The sequence below is a fragment of the Sphingobacteriaceae bacterium genome (genome assembly GCA_016715905.1).
Taxonomy (GTDB): Bacteria; Bacteroidota; Bacteroidia; order B-17B0; family Aurantibacillaceae; genus Aurantibacillus.
Genome location: JADJXI010000003.1, coordinates 298,300 through 314,819, shown reverse-complemented (window position 1 = coordinate 314,819; position 16,520 = coordinate 298,300). Strand labels below are relative to the sequence as shown.

Sequence of the window (16,520 nt, the reverse complement as noted above, 5' to 3'; positions counted from 1 at the left end):
AATCATAGAATTGCTCTTAGATGAAAATTACCTTCGCTATAACTTAAATTATTTATTTCCTTTCTAAATAAACTTCAATGCAAATATATACTAATCACACTTTTCATATTCCCGTGATGGGCTTATGTTTTACAATAGATACGCCGGTTAAAGTAGCCCGCTTTGGAATAACATCAGTGGTTTCAATAATTGAAGATCATTTGATTGAAAAAATGCGTGAGTATTATTACAATTCTATCGGAGAAAAATATAGTGAGATTTCAACAAATGAGGACGACTATAGAACCAGGCGAATTACCGACTATTTAAACTTAATAAAAAAAATAGTAGACAAACAAATTGAAGTGCTTCGTACCCTTCCTTTTGAAGAGGGAAGCGAAATAGTTAAATACTTTGAAATGTTACCCGACACTTCCGTGTTAAAATTAGAATATCTGGAAATGTGTCAATCGAATGACTTTACGCATAAAGCTAAATTGCAAAATTACTTAAGAAACAAAATAACAGCCGGAAACATAGATGTAAATATCATGTCAAAACTCGACAAAAATAATTACTCAAAAGAAGGGGAAGAATTGCCCTTAGGTTTTTCAGATGCTTTATCAGCTTTAAGAGGATATGCTGAAAGTAACCTTAACTCTGCTATGATATTTTCGGCAGGATATAATCCCAGATTATATGCTTATATAGAAAAATTCAAAGATTTTTTCCCAATTGAATCAGGTCATATTAATAAACGTATTACGCTTAAAGTAAGTGATTATCGTTCTGCACTTATTCAGGGTAAAATTTTAGCTAAAAAGGGTATTTGGGTATCTGAATTTAGAATTGAATCGGGTTTGAATTGTGGAGGTCACGCTTTCCCTACGGAAGGCTTTTTATTAGGACCAATTTTGGAAGAGTTTAAAATAAAAAGAGTTGAACTACAAACCGAGTTATTAAATATTTGTATAACCGCCTGGCAAGAAAAGAATATGAAGGTAGATGTAAATAATTTACCATTTAATATTACAGCGCAAGGTGGAATTGGTACCTCTAATGAAGATGAATTTTTACGAGAGCACTATCAACTTTCCAGCATTGGGTGGGGTAGTCCTTTTTTAATGGTTCCTGAAGCCACAAATGTTGATGAAGATACATTACAAAAATTACAAGATGCTAAAAAAGAAGATTATCATTTAAGTTATGCTTCGCCTCTTGGAATTCCGTTTAATATTTTAAAAACAAGTTCATCAGAAAAACAACGGTTAGAAAGAATTGCCAGTGGACGACCGGGAAGTCCCTGCTATAAAAAGTTTTTGGCTACAGAAACAGAATTTACCAATACCCCCATTTGCAGCGCATCAAGAGAATATCAAAATTTGAAAATAAAACAATTAGATGAAAAGAACTTAGATTCTACAGAATACCAACTTCAATATGATAAAATAGTGGAAAAAGATTGTTTATGTGAAGGATTGGGAGCAGCCGTGCTATTAAAAAATAACCTTACTCTCTCTCACAAATTAAGTGCCGTAGCAATTTGTCCGGGACCAAATTTAGCCTATTTTTCAAAAGTCGTTTCGTTAAAAGAAATGGTGGGACATATTTATGGTAAGGTGAATATTCTGAATACTAATGAACGCTCCAGTGTTTTTATAAATGAATTGAATATATATTTAGACTATTTTAAAAAAGAAATTTCAAGCAGTACTACATTTAATGCACAAGCTAAATACTTGGAAAAATTCAAACTCAATCTTCTTAAAGGAATTGATTATTATAAAGGATTAATTCCAATGATCAAAAATGAAACTGAACAATATTTAGCAATTATGAAAAATGAATTAGATGAAATTGAGAAAAAATTATCAGAAATAATATTTCGGGAAGAAAATCCTATTAGTATTTAATTTCTTGATAAATTTTTAATTTATACAACTACTACTTCAGCATAATCTATAAATTAAATATTATCTTTAATTTCCCATACATCACCACTATTGAAAAAGTCGTCGGCCGATTTATATTTAGAATTGACTTTTGCAATTTCCAATTGTGAATTTAATAACGAATCATATGTGGCTTGTTTAACCGATCTTATTACACCCATGGCTATCGGAAAATCGGGTAGTCGCATACGTATTAGCATCAGGTGCATAATTGGGTTTTCTTCATAAGCATTGTGAATTAAAATATCTTTTTCAGTAATGTTATTATTTCCTATTTCAACAACCTCCAATTTTAAACCATTTAATCGCAATCCTTTATTTTTGTTTTTTCCAAATATCATTGGTTTATTATGTTCAAGTAAAATTTGATTTTCATCTCTATTTTCTTTTCCGGTCACCATATCATGTACACCATCATTAAAAATCACACAATTTTGTAATACTTCAACAAGAGCGGTTCCATTATGATTTTCAGCCTCCACAAAAACTTCTGTCATTAATTTTGAGTTATTATCACCCACCCTGGCAAAAAATGTAATCCCCGCCCCAATAGCCAACTCCCCGGGTAAAAATGCTTTTTCAATAGTACCCTGTGGTGAAGATTTAGTAACCGTACCCATTTCAGACGTTGGAGAAAATTGACCTTTTGTTAATCCGTAAATTTGATTATTAAATAATAGAATATTCAAATTAACATTTCTTCTAATGAGATGTATCAAATGATTTCCCCCAATTGCCAGCGCATCTCCATCACCGGTAATTTCCCAAACGCTTAAATTGTTATTAGCAAGTTTTATTCCTGTGGCGACTGCTGCAGCTCTTCCATGTATAGTGTGAAATCCGTAAGCACTCATGTAATAAGGAAATCTTGAAGAACAGCCAATACCCGACACAAATACGATATCTTCTTTTTTCTTTCCAATACGTGGCAATGCATTCTGTACCGCTGCAAGTATGGCATAATCACCACAACCCGGACACCATTTCACGGCCTGATCGCTTACAAAATCAGCTTTCGTTAAACTACAAACATTTAATTCTGTACTCATAAAATCAAATTTTTATTCCACTAATCTTTTCTTTTAGCTCTTTGATTGTGAAAGGTTGGCCTTGAATTTTATTTATCTGCAAATAATCAAATTGTGGGAAAAGATTTCTGAGATGCGAAGCGAACTGGCCAGTGTTTAATTCACAAATTACAATTTTTTTATATCGATTAAATATTTCGAAAGTATTCTTGGGTAGAGGATTGATATAATTGAAATGAGAAAATGAAATATTAAGTCCTTCATTTTGTAATTCACTAACTGCACCGTATAAGGTACCATAGGTCCCTCCCCAACCAACAACTAATAAGCCGTCATTTTCTTTTCCCTTAACTTTTTGTAAAGGAATAAAATTTTCTACCCTTTTCACTTTTGCAGCCCTTTGTTTAACCATTTTTTCATGATTTACGGGATCATGTGAAACGTTACCACTAATATCTTGCTTTTCCAATCCCCCAATGCGATGCTCAAATCCTTTCATGCCGGGTATAACCCACTTTCTAGCCAAGCTTTCAGGATTTCGTTCATAAGGTTTCCAATCTTTAACCTCATGATCAACATGACCAACTTGAATTTCTGAAAGTTCTTTAACAGATTTTATTCTCCAAGCCTCTGATCCATTTCCTAAATACCCATCAGTTAATAAAATTACCGGCGTCATATGCTCTATAGCAATTTTACATGCATTGTAGGCGTAGTCAAAACAATCAGAAGGCGAACTAGCCGCAATTACAACAAGCGGGCTTTCGCCATTTCTTCCATATAAGGCTTGCAGTAAATCAGATTGCTCTGTTTTAGTTGGCAAACCGGTGCTTGGACCTCCTCTCTGAACATTTACTATCACCAAAGGCAGTTCAGTCATCACGGCCAAACCAATTGCTTCACCTTTCAACGCCAAACCAGGACCCGAAGTAGTTGTAACTGCCAAATTACCTGCAAAACTTGCTCCGATTGATGAACAAATACCTGCAATCTCATCCTCTGCCTGAAAAACTTTAGCACCTATCCATTTATGTTTTACTAATTCCTGCATAATGTCTGTTGCAGGAGTAATAGGATAAGAACCTAAAAATAGAGGCAAATTTGTTTTTTCTGAGGCAGCCATTAAACCCCAAGCTACCGCTTTATTTCCGGTAATATTTCGATATTTACCCGGTTTATTCGAACTTGGCAGAATGGTATATGCAAAAGATACCGCTTCAATAGTATCAGCAAAATTATATCCGGTACGTAAAGCAGCAACATTAGCCTTTACTAATAATGAATTCTTTTTAAATTTCTCATTTATAAAATTCTCAGACTGAGTATTAGAACGATTAAACATGCAATTAATAAACCCTAAAGCAAAAAAGTTTTTACATCGCATTATAGATTTATTGTCTATACCCAAATCTAATGCTAGAATACATTTTTTAGTGAGTGAGGTAATGGGTACTTTGATTAGTTCAAACTCATCTAAACTACCATCTTCTAAAGGATTGGAATTAAATTCTGCTTTTTCAAAACTCTTTTTATCGAAACTATCAACATCAATTATAATACTTGCTTGATATCTTATATTTTTTATATTCGTTTTGAGTGCGGCGGGATTCATTGCTACGAGCACATCAGCAATATCTCCGGGCGAATGAATCCCTTTTTTTCCGAAATGAAGCTGAAAGCCAGAAACACCGGCCACGGTGCCGGCCGGAGCCCTAATCTCTGATGGATAATCAGGAAAGGTGGCTATATCATTTCCTAACCAAGCGGACTCATCACTAAATTGCGAACCGGTTAATTGCATACCATCACCCGAGTCGCCAGCAAATTTTATTACTACTTTTTCAATCTCAATAATTTTCTTTGCAAACGCCATGGTGGAATTATTTTAGTACTAATTTAAATCGTTAAACTCACCATTAATATGATTCAAATCATACCTTATTTTTGCTAAGATCCATAACTTAACGCTTAGTTATTCACCCTCTAAAAAATAAATTATGGCAATAATAATAACTGATGACTGTATTAATTGTGGAGCATGTGAACCCGAATGTCCGAACAATGCAATTTATAAAAATGCCGAAGAATGGAGTTTTGCCGATGGAACAAATTTAAGCGGAGAAATTACACTTACTAATGGAAGTAAAGTGAATGCCGATGATAGAAATAAAGCAGTTTCAAACGATTTCTATTACATTGTACCCGACAAATGTACAGAATGCACCGGATTCCATGATGAGCCTCAATGCGCTTCTGTCTGTCCGGTAGACTGTTGTGTTATTGATGAAAATCATAAAGAAACACAAGAAGAACTTGAAGCAAAAAAAAATTTACTGCATAATTAATTAAACTGGAAAAAACTGCATTAATATTACTTGCTGCCGGCAAATCAGAACGTATGGGTGAATGCAAATTTTTATTAAAAACTCCCTCCGGAATTTCTTTTCTTGAAAATCAAATTCGAGCTGCGCTAACTTGCAATTTAGATAAAATTATAATTGTTACCTCTACCCTTCATTCCGAAGAAATTCGAAAAATAATAGATGTACATAACACCAAACGCATACAAATGGTAATTAATGAAAACAATAAAAGTGAAAGATTTTATTCCATTCAATGCGGGTTGAAAGCACTCAAAAAATTCAACTACTGCTTCATACATAATACTGATTGTCCCGAACTCAATCCAAACACCTTTTTCGTTTTGCATAGTTTAAAACATACTGCAGATTCTATCATACCGGTTTATTCTGATAAAGGTGGGCACCCTGTATTAATAAATCAAAAAATGATGAAGTTATTACTTAAGGCTCCATCAAATAGCAGATTAGATGTTGAATTAAAAAAATCAATAAGCAAACGAGTGAATGTGAATGATTCCTGTATCCATTTGGATATTGATACACCAGAAGATTATGAGCATTATATATTGAATAATTAGATGAATATGAAAAATATTTATTCGATAATAGACGATGTTTTAAAAGCAAATTCCTCTTGCGCACTGTGTACTATAGTTTCCAGTAGCGGTTCAACACCCATGAAGACTGGTGCTAAAATGATTGTTTGTAGAGACGGAAAGATTTTTGGTACTGTGGGTGGTGGTGATTTGGAAAAAAAAGTAATCGAAAATGCAATAAATGTTATTATCCAGAAGAAATCAGAACACTTTAACCATAATCTCTTACAGCAACACGGCATGTGTTGTGGTGGTAAAGTAAGTGTTTTTATAGATTATGTAGAACGGGCAAAAAGACTTTATGTTTTTGGTGCGGGACATGTAGGACGAGCCCTTTCTAAATTAGCGAGCGCTTTAGAATTTGAAGTTTATGTGATTGATGATCGAAAATCTGAACAAGAAAAAATTTCACTTCATAAAATCAATAAAATTCAAATGTCTTACAAAGAAATCTTGCCAACTCTTCCTTTTGATGAAAATACTTTTATAGCAATCATGACAAGAGATCATTCCATGGACAGGGAAATTCTCGGTTTTTGCATTAATAAACCATTTGGCTATTTAGGGATGATTGGAAGTAAAAGAAAAGTAGAGGTCACAAAAAAAATGTTCATATCAGGAGGAATTTGCACAGAAAATAAGTTTGCTGAAATTGACTCTCCAATGGGAATCGATATTCACGCTCATGCCCCTGAAGAAATAGCCGTGAGTATACTTGCTAAAATAATTCAATTAAAGAATAAAGAAAAAATAAAGTCAACCAGTTATAAATTAATATCAGGAGAATACATATGAAAATATTGAAACTGATCGTCAATGGCCATGAACATAATTTATTGGTAAATGAGCATGATACGTTGGCCAGAGTGTTACGAGAAAAAGTTTTCCTCACCGGAACTAAAATAGGATGTGAACAAGGAAGCTGTGGCGCGTGTACCGTTTGGGCCGAAGGCAAACCGGTACAAAGCTGTATTTCTCCCGCCTTAAGGTATGAAGGCTTAAGTATTACTACCATTGAAGGTATTGGTGACGCAGAAAAAATGCACCGCCTTCAGAAAAAATTTGTTGAATACGGTGCTGTACAATGCGGTTATTGCACCCCCGGAATGATAATGACTTCTTTATCGTTTTTAAATGAAAATCCTAACCCTTCACGTAATGAAATTAGAGAAGCTATTTCCGGAAATTTATGTCGTTGTACCGGTTACATTAAAATCATAGATGCCATTGAAGCTTATGTAAAGAATGAGGATAAATGCACTTGCAACGGAGATTGCAAATCAGAAAAAGATGAAAAAGTAAAGCATCTGGTGGGAGTTGGTCGACCCTATATTGAAGCAAACAAAAAAGTTACGGGAAGTGCCGATTATGCGGATGATATACAAACCAAAAATGCACTTCATTGCCGATTCCTTCGTAGCACATACCCACACGCTCATATCATTTCTATTAATACTGATAAAGCTAATAATCTAAAAGGGGTTAAATACATTTTAACTGGAAAAGAATTACCCATTTCATTTGGCGTACTACCCATTTCACAGGATGAAACGGCAATGGCTGTTCATAAAACAAGATATGTAGGAGAAATTGTTGCCGCCGTTGCAGCAGAAACTGAAGAATTGGCTGAAGCCGCATGTCGATTAATCAAAGTGGAATATTCACCAATTCATCCATTTCTTGAAATGGATGAATCAATTCAGGATATTGGGGAAAAGGAAAAAATTCATGCACATGTAAAGTTTAATAATAATATTCATAAAAAAGCAGAACTTCGCTTTGGCGATCAGAAAAAAGGTCTCGAAGAAGCCGATCATAGGCTCGACATGAGTTTTGACTTTAAGGGGATTAACCACGCATTTACTGAACCGCATGCTGCTACCGCCTGGTGGGACGAAAATGGATTAAACATTATCACGGCTACACAAGTTCCACATTATTTACACCGCTTTTTAGCTAAAGTATTAGAAGTGCCAATGAGTAGGGTTCGTGTTATCAAACCATACGTAGGAGGAGGATTTGGCGGAAAAAGTGATCCTTTTCCACATGAAATGATTATAGCACATATTGCCAGAAAAACCGGACGACCTGTACGCACCCGTTTCAATAGAGAAGAGGTGTTTTTAAGTAACCACGGGCGTCATCCGGGTAAAATCAATATGTCAATAGGCATTGACTCCAAAGGCTTGTTAAAAGTTTTGGATGCTAATATTTTAATCGACGGAGGTGCTTACGGAAGTTTTGGAGTAGTAACATCGTATTATAATGGCGTGTTATTACAAGCTCCATACAAATTGGAAAATTTTGGATTTAAAACCTTACGTGTTTACACCAATAAACCTCAATCGGGTGCCATGCGAGGTCATGGGGCGGTAAACTCGCGTTTTGCCATTGAAACTATGCTAGATTGTATGGCTGAAAAATTAAAAATAGATCCATGCGAATTGCGAATGAAAAATTTTTTGGACTCGCATACACTTACTGTTGGCCAATATCGCATTACTTCTAATGGTAGTAAATTGAGTTTGCAAAAAGTTGTGGAAGAATCGGGATGGAAGCAAAAATTCGGCAAACTTGAAAAAGGACACGGCATTGGAATGGCATGCGGTTTTTTTATAAGCGGAAGTGCTTTGCCTATACACTGGAATGAATACCCTCAATCTGTTGTACATTTGAAGGTGGATCTTGACGGAAGAGTATTGATAACTTCCGGAGCAAGCGACATAGGCCAGGGAAGCGACACCATGTTAGCCATTGTAGTTGGAGAAGTGCTAGGGATAAATATTGATGATATTTATGTATTAGCTGCCGACACCTTGCTTACTCCAATTGATTTGGGCAGTTATTCTAGCCGCGTAACATTTATGGCCGGCAATGCAGCTAAAACAGCTGCGGAAAATCTAAAAAACATAATTATGAAAAGTGTGAGCCTGAAATTTGATCGAAATACCGATGAATTAATATTTGAAAACAGAAGAGTTTTTACATCCGATAAGCATATTGATTTAAGCTGGAACGATGCCGTAGAAATTGCTACCCGTAAAGTAGGCGCATTAACCGTGAGTGGCGCATATAATTCACCAAAACTGGGGGGAGATTTTAAAGGCGCTGGAGCGGGATTAAGTCCTTCGTATAGTTTTGGTGCACTGGTTGCTGAAGTAAAAGTTGACATCCAAACTGGTGCCGTAAAAGTATTAAATATGTGGGGCGCACATGATTGCGGTAAGGCTATAAATCCACTTGCTGTACAAGGGCAACTGGAAGGATCATGGCATATGGGCATGGGACAAGCTATCAGCGAAGAAATGTTGTACCATAAAGGTTTGCTAGCTAACGCTAATTTTCTAAACTATAAAATTCCTACTTCCTTAGATGTGCCGGATATTCATACTAATATTATTGAAACTATTGACCCGGAAGGACCATTTGGAGGTAAAGAATGCGGAGAAGGAGCTTTACATCCGTCCTTACCCGCTATTACCAATGCCATTTACAATGCAGTAGGAGTTCGCATTACTTCCTTACCAGTTCGGCCTGAGGAAATCCTAAAAAAAATGAAAGAATTAAACCTTAAAAAAACTTCTGCCTTATGATGGTTCACGAAAAAAAATATATTCTCCCAACAACAATTTCAGATGCAGTTCATTTAGCCAAAATCCATAATGAAACCGCACGGTTTATTGCAGGAGGAACAGATATAATGGTTAATAAATTTCAAAACAATGAAAAAAGTTTAGTATTAATTGACATCACTTCATTAAACGAATTGAAAAATATTAACGAGCACGGAGAATATATTCGAATTGGTGCACTAGTTACTTTACATGATCTAATAAAACATCCTGTATTACAACATAAGATTCCGGCTTTAACTAAAGCAGCAGCCTCTGTAGGAACACCTTTAATAAGATCAAATGCAACCATAGGTGGAAATATCTTATGTGAAAACAGATGTTTGTATTATAACCAATCCGAATGGTGGAGAGAAGCAGTTGGTCATTGTTTAAAATGCAACGGCAATGTTTGCATTGCTACAGGTGGTGATAATGCTTGTTTCTCAGAATGTGTTTCTGATACTGCAGCCGTATTAATTAGTTTACAATCCAAAATCAGGTATATTACAAAAGAAGGCGCAGAAAAAACAGAACTCTTACAAAATATTTATACCGGCGACGGTGTTAATCCAAGAAACATTCGCAACACGGATTTAATATTGGAAATTCTTATCCCTCATTCAAACGCTGTAAATTGCGATTTTCAAAAGCTTCGCCTAAGAGAATCATTGGAATTTACTTCCTTAAGTTCAGCCGTAAGTATTGATGAAAGTGGAAAAATAAGAGTGACCTTAACAGGAATAGATCCTAAACCTGTATTTATTGAAACAGATAAAAATGAATCGGTGGATTTATTGTCCAAACGTATATTGAAGATTGCTCGCCCGGTGAATAACGATGTTTTTACCCGAAATTACAGAAGAAACATGGTATCTATTTTTATTCAAAAAAGTTACAAAAACTTAGGTATATGAACATAAAAAATAACCCCATTCATATTCTAAATATAGAGCATGAGCATATCAGTAAATTGAATAATATTATTTTTACACTAAAAGATGAATGGAAAACAGATGAACAACATTACCAAAAACAAGTTGAATATATTTTTTACTTCCTCCAAAAATACAGTGATGGATATCATCATTTTAAAGAAGAAGAGATATTGTTCCCGGCTATGAGCCAACACCCGGAATTCCTGCTTCAAGGTATTTTGGATGAGCTAAAGGAACATCATGAGAATTTTAGGGAATATATTGCTGAAGCGATTGATGCTTTAGAAGAAAAAAACTTTGAGAAAGTTCAAAGTATTTTAGAAAAACTCATTACCGAATTAATGGACCATATTGCCATCGAAAACGATGAACTTTTCGTTATGGCCGAAAATTTATTTACTGAAAAAGAATTAGAGGAAATATTTTTTCGCTTTTCCGATATAGATAGAGAACTTGGAAAAGAAAATAAGCTAGAGATAGAGAAAATTCCCGCACTAATCAAAACCAGCTAATTCATACAGAAATATTCTTAATGTGCAGTATTTTTTGCAAATTGCATACCAGATGCTGTACGTAAATCTCAACAAAAAAATAAAAATTGCTTACACCATTATTGGTGAACTAAAAGCAGGCCGGCCTATTCTCCTTTTTTTACACGAAGGAATGGGGAGTATTCTTCAATTCAAAAATTTTCCTGAAAAACTTTGTAGTGAATTAAACTTACCCGGACTTGTTTTTGATCGCTACGGTTATGGCTTTTCAACACCCTTACAAGAAGAAAGATCAGATGAATACCTAGAATATGAATCGCGCATTAACCTTCCCTTATTTCTGGAAAAATTAAAATTACAAAATAGAGAATTAATATTAATTGGGCATAGCGATGGTGCAAGCATTGCCTTACTTTACGCTTCTATGTTTCCTGAAAATGTTAAAGCCCTAGTTAGTATGGCAGCTCATGTTTTTACTGAAAATATTAGTATAACAAGTGCACATGCGCTTGAAAATAAATATTATTCCAATGAAATATTCAGGAAAAAATTAAGTAAATATCACTTCGGCCATACCGAAAGCACATTGCTTGCTTTTACGCGTACAATTAAAAGGGAATCATTTAAACAATGGAATATAGAATCGTACCTAGGGTACATTAAGGCGCCTGTATTGGTTATACAAGGAGAAGAGGATAAATACGGAACAGAATCACAAGTAGATTCAATTATGAAACATTGTAAAAATAAGAATAATAAGAAGGTAATCATTGAAAAATGTGGGCACTCACCACATTTAGAAAAACAGGAATTTGTTTTAAATAAAATTAATGAATTTCTATTAATTCTCAATTAATTTTTTTCATTCTCCGGTATACTCCACCTTTTTACCAATGGAGCTTAAACCCAAAAGAGCATCTTTAGTGGAAAAAATATCAACTAATTTAGTAAGTTCTGATTCAGGACCATTTGCTTCTTCAATTAGTTCATCAGCAAATTTCATTGCAATAGGTGCTTTAAACTTCATGGCTTTTATTAAAGATTCAATTTCCTCTTTTTGCAAACCTCCGTTAGAATAATTCCCTAATAAGATATCCTTATAATTGTTATCACTATACAATTTAGCTATTGCTAACCATTTATCTGACAATTTCTGATTAACACGTGGTGGAATTTCTCTTTCACCGGAAACATATGCTGAGATATCTTCCATTTTTATTATTCCGTCAATCAAACCAATTTCATAGGCTTGCTTGGCACTTATCATTTGTCCACTCAATACAAGGTATTTCGCTAATCCTTTTCCAATTCTTTGGGTTGTTCTTTGTGTGCCACCTAATCCCGGATATATACCAATTCCGGTTTCAGGAAATGCAATTTTTGTTTTGTCTACGGCCAACAAAACGTCGGCGCACAATGCCAGTTCCATCCCTCCTCCTAATGCCAAACCGTTTAAAATCGTTACCACTTTTTTCCGACTTTGATCAATTTTCCGGAAAACTCCCTGCCCATATTTAGTGAAATTTACAATTTTCTCAATTGATTGTTGTTTAATATTTTTTACAAAAAACTTGATATCTGCACCAGCAACAAATGCCTTTCCGGAACCGGTTAAGATTATAGTTTTTACATTCGGATTACTTTCCGCCTCTGTGAATTTAGAATCTAGTTGCTGAACCACTTCTTCGTTCAAAGCATTCAAATCTTCAGGCCTTGACATAGTAATGCATGCGATAGTGTTGTGTATTGTAAGTGTAATAAATTCCATTTTCCAATTTGAAGCTTTTATCCCTTTCGGTATTTCTTCTTTATATAAGTCACAATATCGATTAACCATTCTTTCTACTTCAGGCACTCCATATTTGCTCATAAGATCAATAGGTCCAAAACGCCAACGCAATCCTATTTTTGCTCCTCTATTTAAATCCACAGCAGAACAAACTTTTTCTTCTAATATTTGTGAGCAAACAAAAAAAGTACAGCCTAACATTCTTTCGCTTATTAACATTTCTTTTTCGGAAGTGACCTTTGAATTTTCTACATCACTAAGATCCCAATTTTGTCCACTACTAACTTGCTGTTCAAGTTTTTCCGAAACTTTATAAGAAGGGCCAAAATGTTCTAATGTCTTTTGCGCGTGCATTGCGATAGGAACGCCAGTAGCATTCATTAAAGCAAAAGGTCCCATTCCTATTCCAAAAATTTTCATGCACACATTATCTATTTCAAATATACTACCCATTCCTTCGTTAAGTAATTTACAGGCTTCATTTAACCAAGGGACAAAAAAACGATTCACTGCAAAACCATAAACATCTTTTGTGGTGATGGCATCTTTACCGGATTGAATTGAAAAATTTTGAACAGATTTATAAGTCTCTTCGGAGGTTTGAGCCCCAGGAATAATTTCAACCAAACGATTTTTTGCTGCGTGATAAAAATAATGGAGGCCGATAAATCTTGCCGGATTCGAAACGGATTTGGCTAGTTCAGTTACTGAAAATGAAGAAGTATTGGTAGCCAGTATTGTTTCTTTAGGCACAATCTTATCCAAAGCTTTAAATAATTCAGATTTAATTTTAAAATCTTCAAAAATTGCTTCTACGATGAGGTCGCATTTAACTAAATCAACCTGTTTTATTGACCCGATGATTTTAGTTAATACGTTATCAACCTGTTCGCGAGTAAATAATTTTCTTTCAATACCCTGCTCTAACACATTGCGAATACCATTAATTCCTTTATCAACAAATTTTTGTTCACGATCATTCAAATATACCGTGTACCCTTCCTGTGCAAATTTTTGAGCTATGGCCGCACCCATTGTGCCCGCACCAATCACCCCAACTATTTTAATATTTCTCATCCTACAGAATTTTTTTTATGTGTACAATTATTATTCGTTTTCCCAAACAGGTTGCCTTTTTTCTAAAAAGGAGTTTATCCCTTCATTTGCATCTTTAGTGTTCATCAGTTGCTGTGTATACATATATTCAAGTTTCGGTAGAAAATTAAGTAACACATGATTAAACTTTATTCTTGCGGCACTTACAGCGAATCGCAAAGAAGATGCGCTTTTAGGTATAATATTTTTCTGTATCCACTCTTCCACACCTTCATTCAAAGCAATTTTATCATCATGAACTTGATGCAATAAACCAATTTTCAGTGCTTCATCAGCATCCATACTTCTCCCGGTTAACAACAATTCTTCGGCACGTGCTAAACCAATTTTTTCAGGTAATATTATTGATGCAGGTGGCGGAAAAACACCTAATAAAATCTCAGGCTGACCTAATTTAGCTGTTTTATCAGCAAACAATAAATTACAAATTAAAGCAAGTTCTAATCCTCCACCTAGGCATTGCCCTGAAATCTTAGCCATAGTTGGTATTTTCAAATCAGCTATTTCGTTAAATATTTTGTGAAAAGTTCGTAACATGGTTTCGGCCAATTCTTGCGTGTGCTCTTCTACACTTGCCCCAAAAGAAAAATGTTTTCCCTCACCTTGAAAAGTAATAAGCTTTAAATTTTTATTCACTTCAAATTCTTTAATACAATGCAGAATTTCCAGCATCATAATATTATCCAACACATTCCCCTTTCCATCATCCAAAACAATATTTGCCACAGTGTTCTTGTGAGAATAATTTAATTTTATCTTTTTCATATCCATCGCTTAAATATTTATCAGATTTTTTCTTTTTTAAACTGAGGGGAAATAGCTCTATGCATTTCCTCATCCCACTCTTTACCTTGAGCTAATAATTGACGAAGTTTTACAAAATCAATTTCTCTATCATGCTTAGGTCCTTCATTAAAAGCCCTGAAACCGGCTTTGGCTTCAGTCATCATATTTAAGGCCAGCCACTCCCTACTGCTTTCTTTATTCATGTCCCAGTGCTCTAGCTTTTTCTTCCTCACTTCAGTAAGTGTTTTGTGTAAACAATTGGGAAATGTATGTAGTAGTTTAGCTATGAATCGATCTACAAGTTCATCCAATTTTGAAAGATCTATTGTTCCTTTTGCCATTAGTTCCTTTGCTTTTGCAAGTTCCTCACCCGACTTCATTGCGCCAAAAATCACCCTTCCATATTCGTCTGCATACTTTTCTGTATTAACTAATGGATTTGCTATAAACTTTCCGTCAACTTTTAATGCCGGAGCTATATCCGTTATCATGCCAATATTAAGAGCCTGATGTGCAGTAAAAGGTTCACAAAGGGTGAGCGATGACATAGCCCTTTCAACCCCAATATACAAGTGTAAAAAATCAGTGGCCCCTCCAATTGCTGCCGATCCGTGTTTAGGTCCGGCCTGACCGAATCGTGCAAGATCTGATGCTACCGTAAAATCACAAGCCATGCCTATTTCTTGTCCACCACCAATGCGCATTCCATTCACTCTATTAATAACTGGCTTTTCACATTTTAGAATTGCAGAAACCATATCATTAAACAATCGCATGTATTGTGAATACTCTTGTGGATTTCCCGAATAATACTCTGCGTATTCTTTGGTATTTCCACCAGTACAAAAAGCTTTATCTTCTGTTCCTGTGAATACAACTGCCACCACACTTCTATCGTTGGAAGCTTCCCCAAAAGCTAATATTATTTCTTTAACTGCATTAGTGGTATATGAATTATATTGTTTAGGATTATTTAAAATTATCCAAGCATTAAATAGTTCATTCACTGCTTTCCCGTCTGTATTTAAGCAAGGCCTTTTTTCATAAATAATAGCATTATACTTTTTTTCCTCCAGTATATTATGATTGACTAAATGTGACATAGGTAAAATTTATTGATTAGATGAATAATAAATTTAAGTAGGTTAGAAAAACTAAAATATGATCTGAATCATAATAAGAATAAGTTTAGAAATGATTCATTTCTTTGAAATTTTATGTCCGGTTTAATATGCTATATCACATTTTTAACACTGTAGATATTACTTAAATTAAGTGTTTGTATATAGATTATAAAGCGGAGTACTGATGGTTTCTTTAACCCGATCATTGAGTAAGGAGATATCTTTTTTTGATAATTCTTTTGTATCAATTAATGGGTGTATGATAACTTGTGCGATTCCCGGGCCGGCTTTTCCTTTAAAAAAACCACCTTTTTGTAGTCGTTTCCAATTGGTGGTAAAAGTAATTGGAAGAATGGGAACTTTTTTATGAATGGCCAAAGAAACCGCACCTGTTTTAAATTCACATAGCGAAGGCGAGATAGGCGAAATTGTTCCTTCCGGGAAAATCACTAATGGAATATTTTCCTCTAACACTTCCATCATACGTTTAAAAGCTATTGAATATTTACCACTGTTGTTCCTATCAACAAGGATGTTCATACCTGACGTATAAAATATTTTAAACAATGGCCATTTTTCGATCTCCTTCTTGCCTGTAAAAACAAAATAATTTTGGAAAATCACATACAAACAGGGTATATCAATAAATGAAGAATGATTGGCACAAATAATAAATGCCCGGTTATAAGGAATATTTTCGGCTCCTTTAATATTCATTTTTATGCCACAAAAAAATAACCAAAGTTT

Annotated in this window: 14 protein-coding genes; 8 read left to right on the top strand and 6 right to left on the bottom strand. The window is 34.6% G+C overall.

Translation table 11 applies throughout. The annotated features are described in order from the left end of the window. Positions 1–77 precede the first annotated feature (77 nt). A complete protein-coding gene (locus tag IPM51_01745) occupies positions 78–1,892 on the top strand; it encodes a hypothetical protein (GenBank protein ID MBK9283023.1) in 1,815 nt (604 codons plus the stop codon). Between the two features lie 53 nt (positions 1,893–1,945). On the opposite strand, the gene IPM51_01740 is transcribed toward IPM51_01745, so the two are convergent. After that, positions 1,946–2,980, bottom strand: a complete 1,035-nt coding sequence (locus IPM51_01740; GenBank protein ID MBK9283022.1) for a 2-oxoacid:ferredoxin oxidoreductase subunit beta — start codon at positions 2,978–2,980, stop codon at positions 1,946–1,948. Positions 2,981–2,984: 4 nt separating this feature from the next. Then, complete coding sequence (locus IPM51_01735; protein ID MBK9283021.1) at positions 2,985–4,832, bottom strand: 2-oxoacid:acceptor oxidoreductase subunit alpha; 1,848 nt, start codon at positions 4,830–4,832, stop codon at positions 2,985–2,987. Positions 4,833–4,956: 124 nt separating this feature from the next. Here IPM51_01735 and IPM51_01730 point away from each other — a divergent pair, with 124 nt between their 5' ends. The 7 genes from IPM51_01730 to IPM51_01700 are packed head-to-tail and all read left to right on the top strand — an operon-like array spanning position 4,957 to position 11,814. Then, complete coding sequence (locus IPM51_01730; protein MBK9283020.1) at positions 4,957–5,304, top strand: 4Fe-4S dicluster domain-containing protein; 348 nt, start codon at positions 4,957–4,959, stop codon at positions 5,302–5,304. A gap of 53 nt (positions 5,305–5,357) precedes the next feature. Further along, positions 5,358–5,900: an NTP transferase domain-containing protein gene (locus tag IPM51_01725; GenBank protein MBK9283019.1), complete on the top strand. Its 543-nt coding sequence runs from the start codon at positions 5,358–5,360 to the stop codon at positions 5,898–5,900. 6 nt (positions 5,901–5,906) lie between these two features. Then, a complete protein-coding gene (locus IPM51_01720; GenBank protein MBK9283018.1) occupies positions 5,907–6,713 on the top strand; it encodes an XdhC family protein in 807 nt (268 codons plus the stop codon). Next, the gene (locus IPM51_01715) at positions 6,710–9,511 is read left to right on the top strand and encodes a molybdopterin-dependent oxidoreductase (GenBank protein ID MBK9283017.1); all 2,802 of its coding nucleotides are present in this window, start codon (positions 6,710–6,712) and stop codon (positions 9,509–9,511) included. The genes IPM51_01720 and IPM51_01715 overlap by 4 nt, the downstream gene beginning before the upstream one ends. After that, a complete protein-coding gene (locus tag IPM51_01710; GenBank protein ID MBK9283016.1) occupies positions 9,508–10,446 on the top strand; it encodes an FAD binding domain-containing protein in 939 nt (312 codons plus the stop codon). Before IPM51_01715 ends, IPM51_01710 begins: the two co-directional genes overlap by 4 nt. After that, positions 10,443–10,979 carry a hemerythrin domain-containing protein gene (locus IPM51_01705; GenBank protein MBK9283015.1) on the top strand — a complete coding sequence of 179 codons (537 nt, stop codon included), beginning with the start codon at positions 10,443–10,445 and terminating at the stop codon, positions 10,977–10,979. The genes IPM51_01710 and IPM51_01705 overlap by 4 nt, the downstream gene beginning before the upstream one ends. A gap of 52 nt (positions 10,980–11,031) precedes the next feature. Continuing rightward, entirely contained in the window at positions 11,032–11,814 is a 783-nt protein-coding gene (locus IPM51_01700) for an alpha/beta hydrolase (protein ID MBK9283014.1), read from the top strand. A gap of 6 nt (positions 11,815–11,820) precedes the next feature. On the opposite strand, the gene IPM51_01695 is transcribed toward IPM51_01700, so the two are convergent. The 4 genes from IPM51_01695 to IPM51_01680 form a co-directional block, all read right to left on the bottom strand. Next, the gene (locus tag IPM51_01695; protein MBK9283013.1) at positions 11,821–13,824 is read right to left on the bottom strand and encodes a 3-hydroxyacyl-CoA dehydrogenase/enoyl-CoA hydratase family protein; all 2,004 of its coding nucleotides are present in this window, start codon (positions 13,822–13,824) and stop codon (positions 11,821–11,823) included. Positions 13,825–13,854: 30 nt separating this feature from the next. Continuing rightward, entirely contained in the window at positions 13,855–14,628 is a 774-nt protein-coding gene (locus IPM51_01690) for an enoyl-CoA hydratase/isomerase family protein (protein ID MBK9283012.1), read from the bottom strand. A gap of 20 nt (positions 14,629–14,648) precedes the next feature. After that, positions 14,649–15,752 (bottom strand): 6-oxocyclohex-1-ene-1-carbonyl-CoA hydratase, encoded by a 1,104-nt coding sequence (gene oah, locus IPM51_01685; GenBank protein ID MBK9283011.1) that lies wholly within the window; start codon positions 15,750–15,752, stop codon positions 14,649–14,651. A 168-nt stretch (positions 15,753–15,920) separates the two neighbouring features. Continuing rightward, positions 15,921–16,490, bottom strand: coding sequence for a 1-acyl-sn-glycerol-3-phosphate acyltransferase (locus IPM51_01680; GenBank protein ID MBK9283010.1), 570 nt, complete (start codon positions 16,488–16,490; stop codon positions 15,921–15,923). Between the last annotated feature and the right edge of the window lie 30 nt (positions 16,491–16,520).

Coding starts and splice junctions, on each gene's coding strand:
- IPM51_01745 (MBK9283023.1), top strand. CDS start 78: ATGCAAATATATACTAATCACACTTTTCATATTCCCGTGATGGGCTTA.
- IPM51_01740 (MBK9283022.1), bottom strand. CDS start 2,980: ATGAGTACAGAATTAAATGTTTGTAGTTTAACGAAAGCTGATTTTGTA.
- IPM51_01735 (MBK9283021.1), bottom strand. CDS start 4,832: ATGGCGTTTGCAAAGAAAATTATTGAGATTGAAAAAGTAGTAATAAAA.
- IPM51_01730 (MBK9283020.1), top strand. CDS start 4,957: ATGGCAATAATAATAACTGATGACTGTATTAATTGTGGAGCATGTGAA.
- IPM51_01725 (MBK9283019.1), top strand. CDS start 5,358: ATGGGTGAATGCAAATTTTTATTAAAAACTCCCTCCGGAATTTCTTTT.
- IPM51_01720 (MBK9283018.1), top strand. CDS start 5,907: ATGAAAAATATTTATTCGATAATAGACGATGTTTTAAAAGCAAATTCC.
- IPM51_01715 (MBK9283017.1), top strand. CDS start 6,710: ATGAAAATATTGAAACTGATCGTCAATGGCCATGAACATAATTTATTG.
- IPM51_01710 (MBK9283016.1), top strand. CDS start 9,508: ATGATGGTTCACGAAAAAAAATATATTCTCCCAACAACAATTTCAGAT.
- IPM51_01705 (MBK9283015.1), top strand. CDS start 10,443: ATGAACATAAAAAATAACCCCATTCATATTCTAAATATAGAGCATGAG.
- IPM51_01700 (MBK9283014.1), top strand. CDS start 11,032: ATGCTGTACGTAAATCTCAACAAAAAAATAAAAATTGCTTACACCATT.
- IPM51_01695 (MBK9283013.1), bottom strand. CDS start 13,824: ATGAGAAATATTAAAATAGTTGGGGTGATTGGTGCGGGCACAATGGGT.
- IPM51_01690 (MBK9283012.1), bottom strand. CDS start 14,628: ATGAAAAAGATAAAATTAAATTATTCTCACAAGAACACTGTGGCAAAT.
- oah (MBK9283011.1), bottom strand. CDS start 15,752: ATGTCACATTTAGTCAATCATAATATACTGGAGGAAAAAAAGTATAAT.
- IPM51_01680 (MBK9283010.1), bottom strand. CDS start 16,490: ATGAATATTAAAGGAGCCGAAAATATTCCTTATAACCGGGCATTTATT.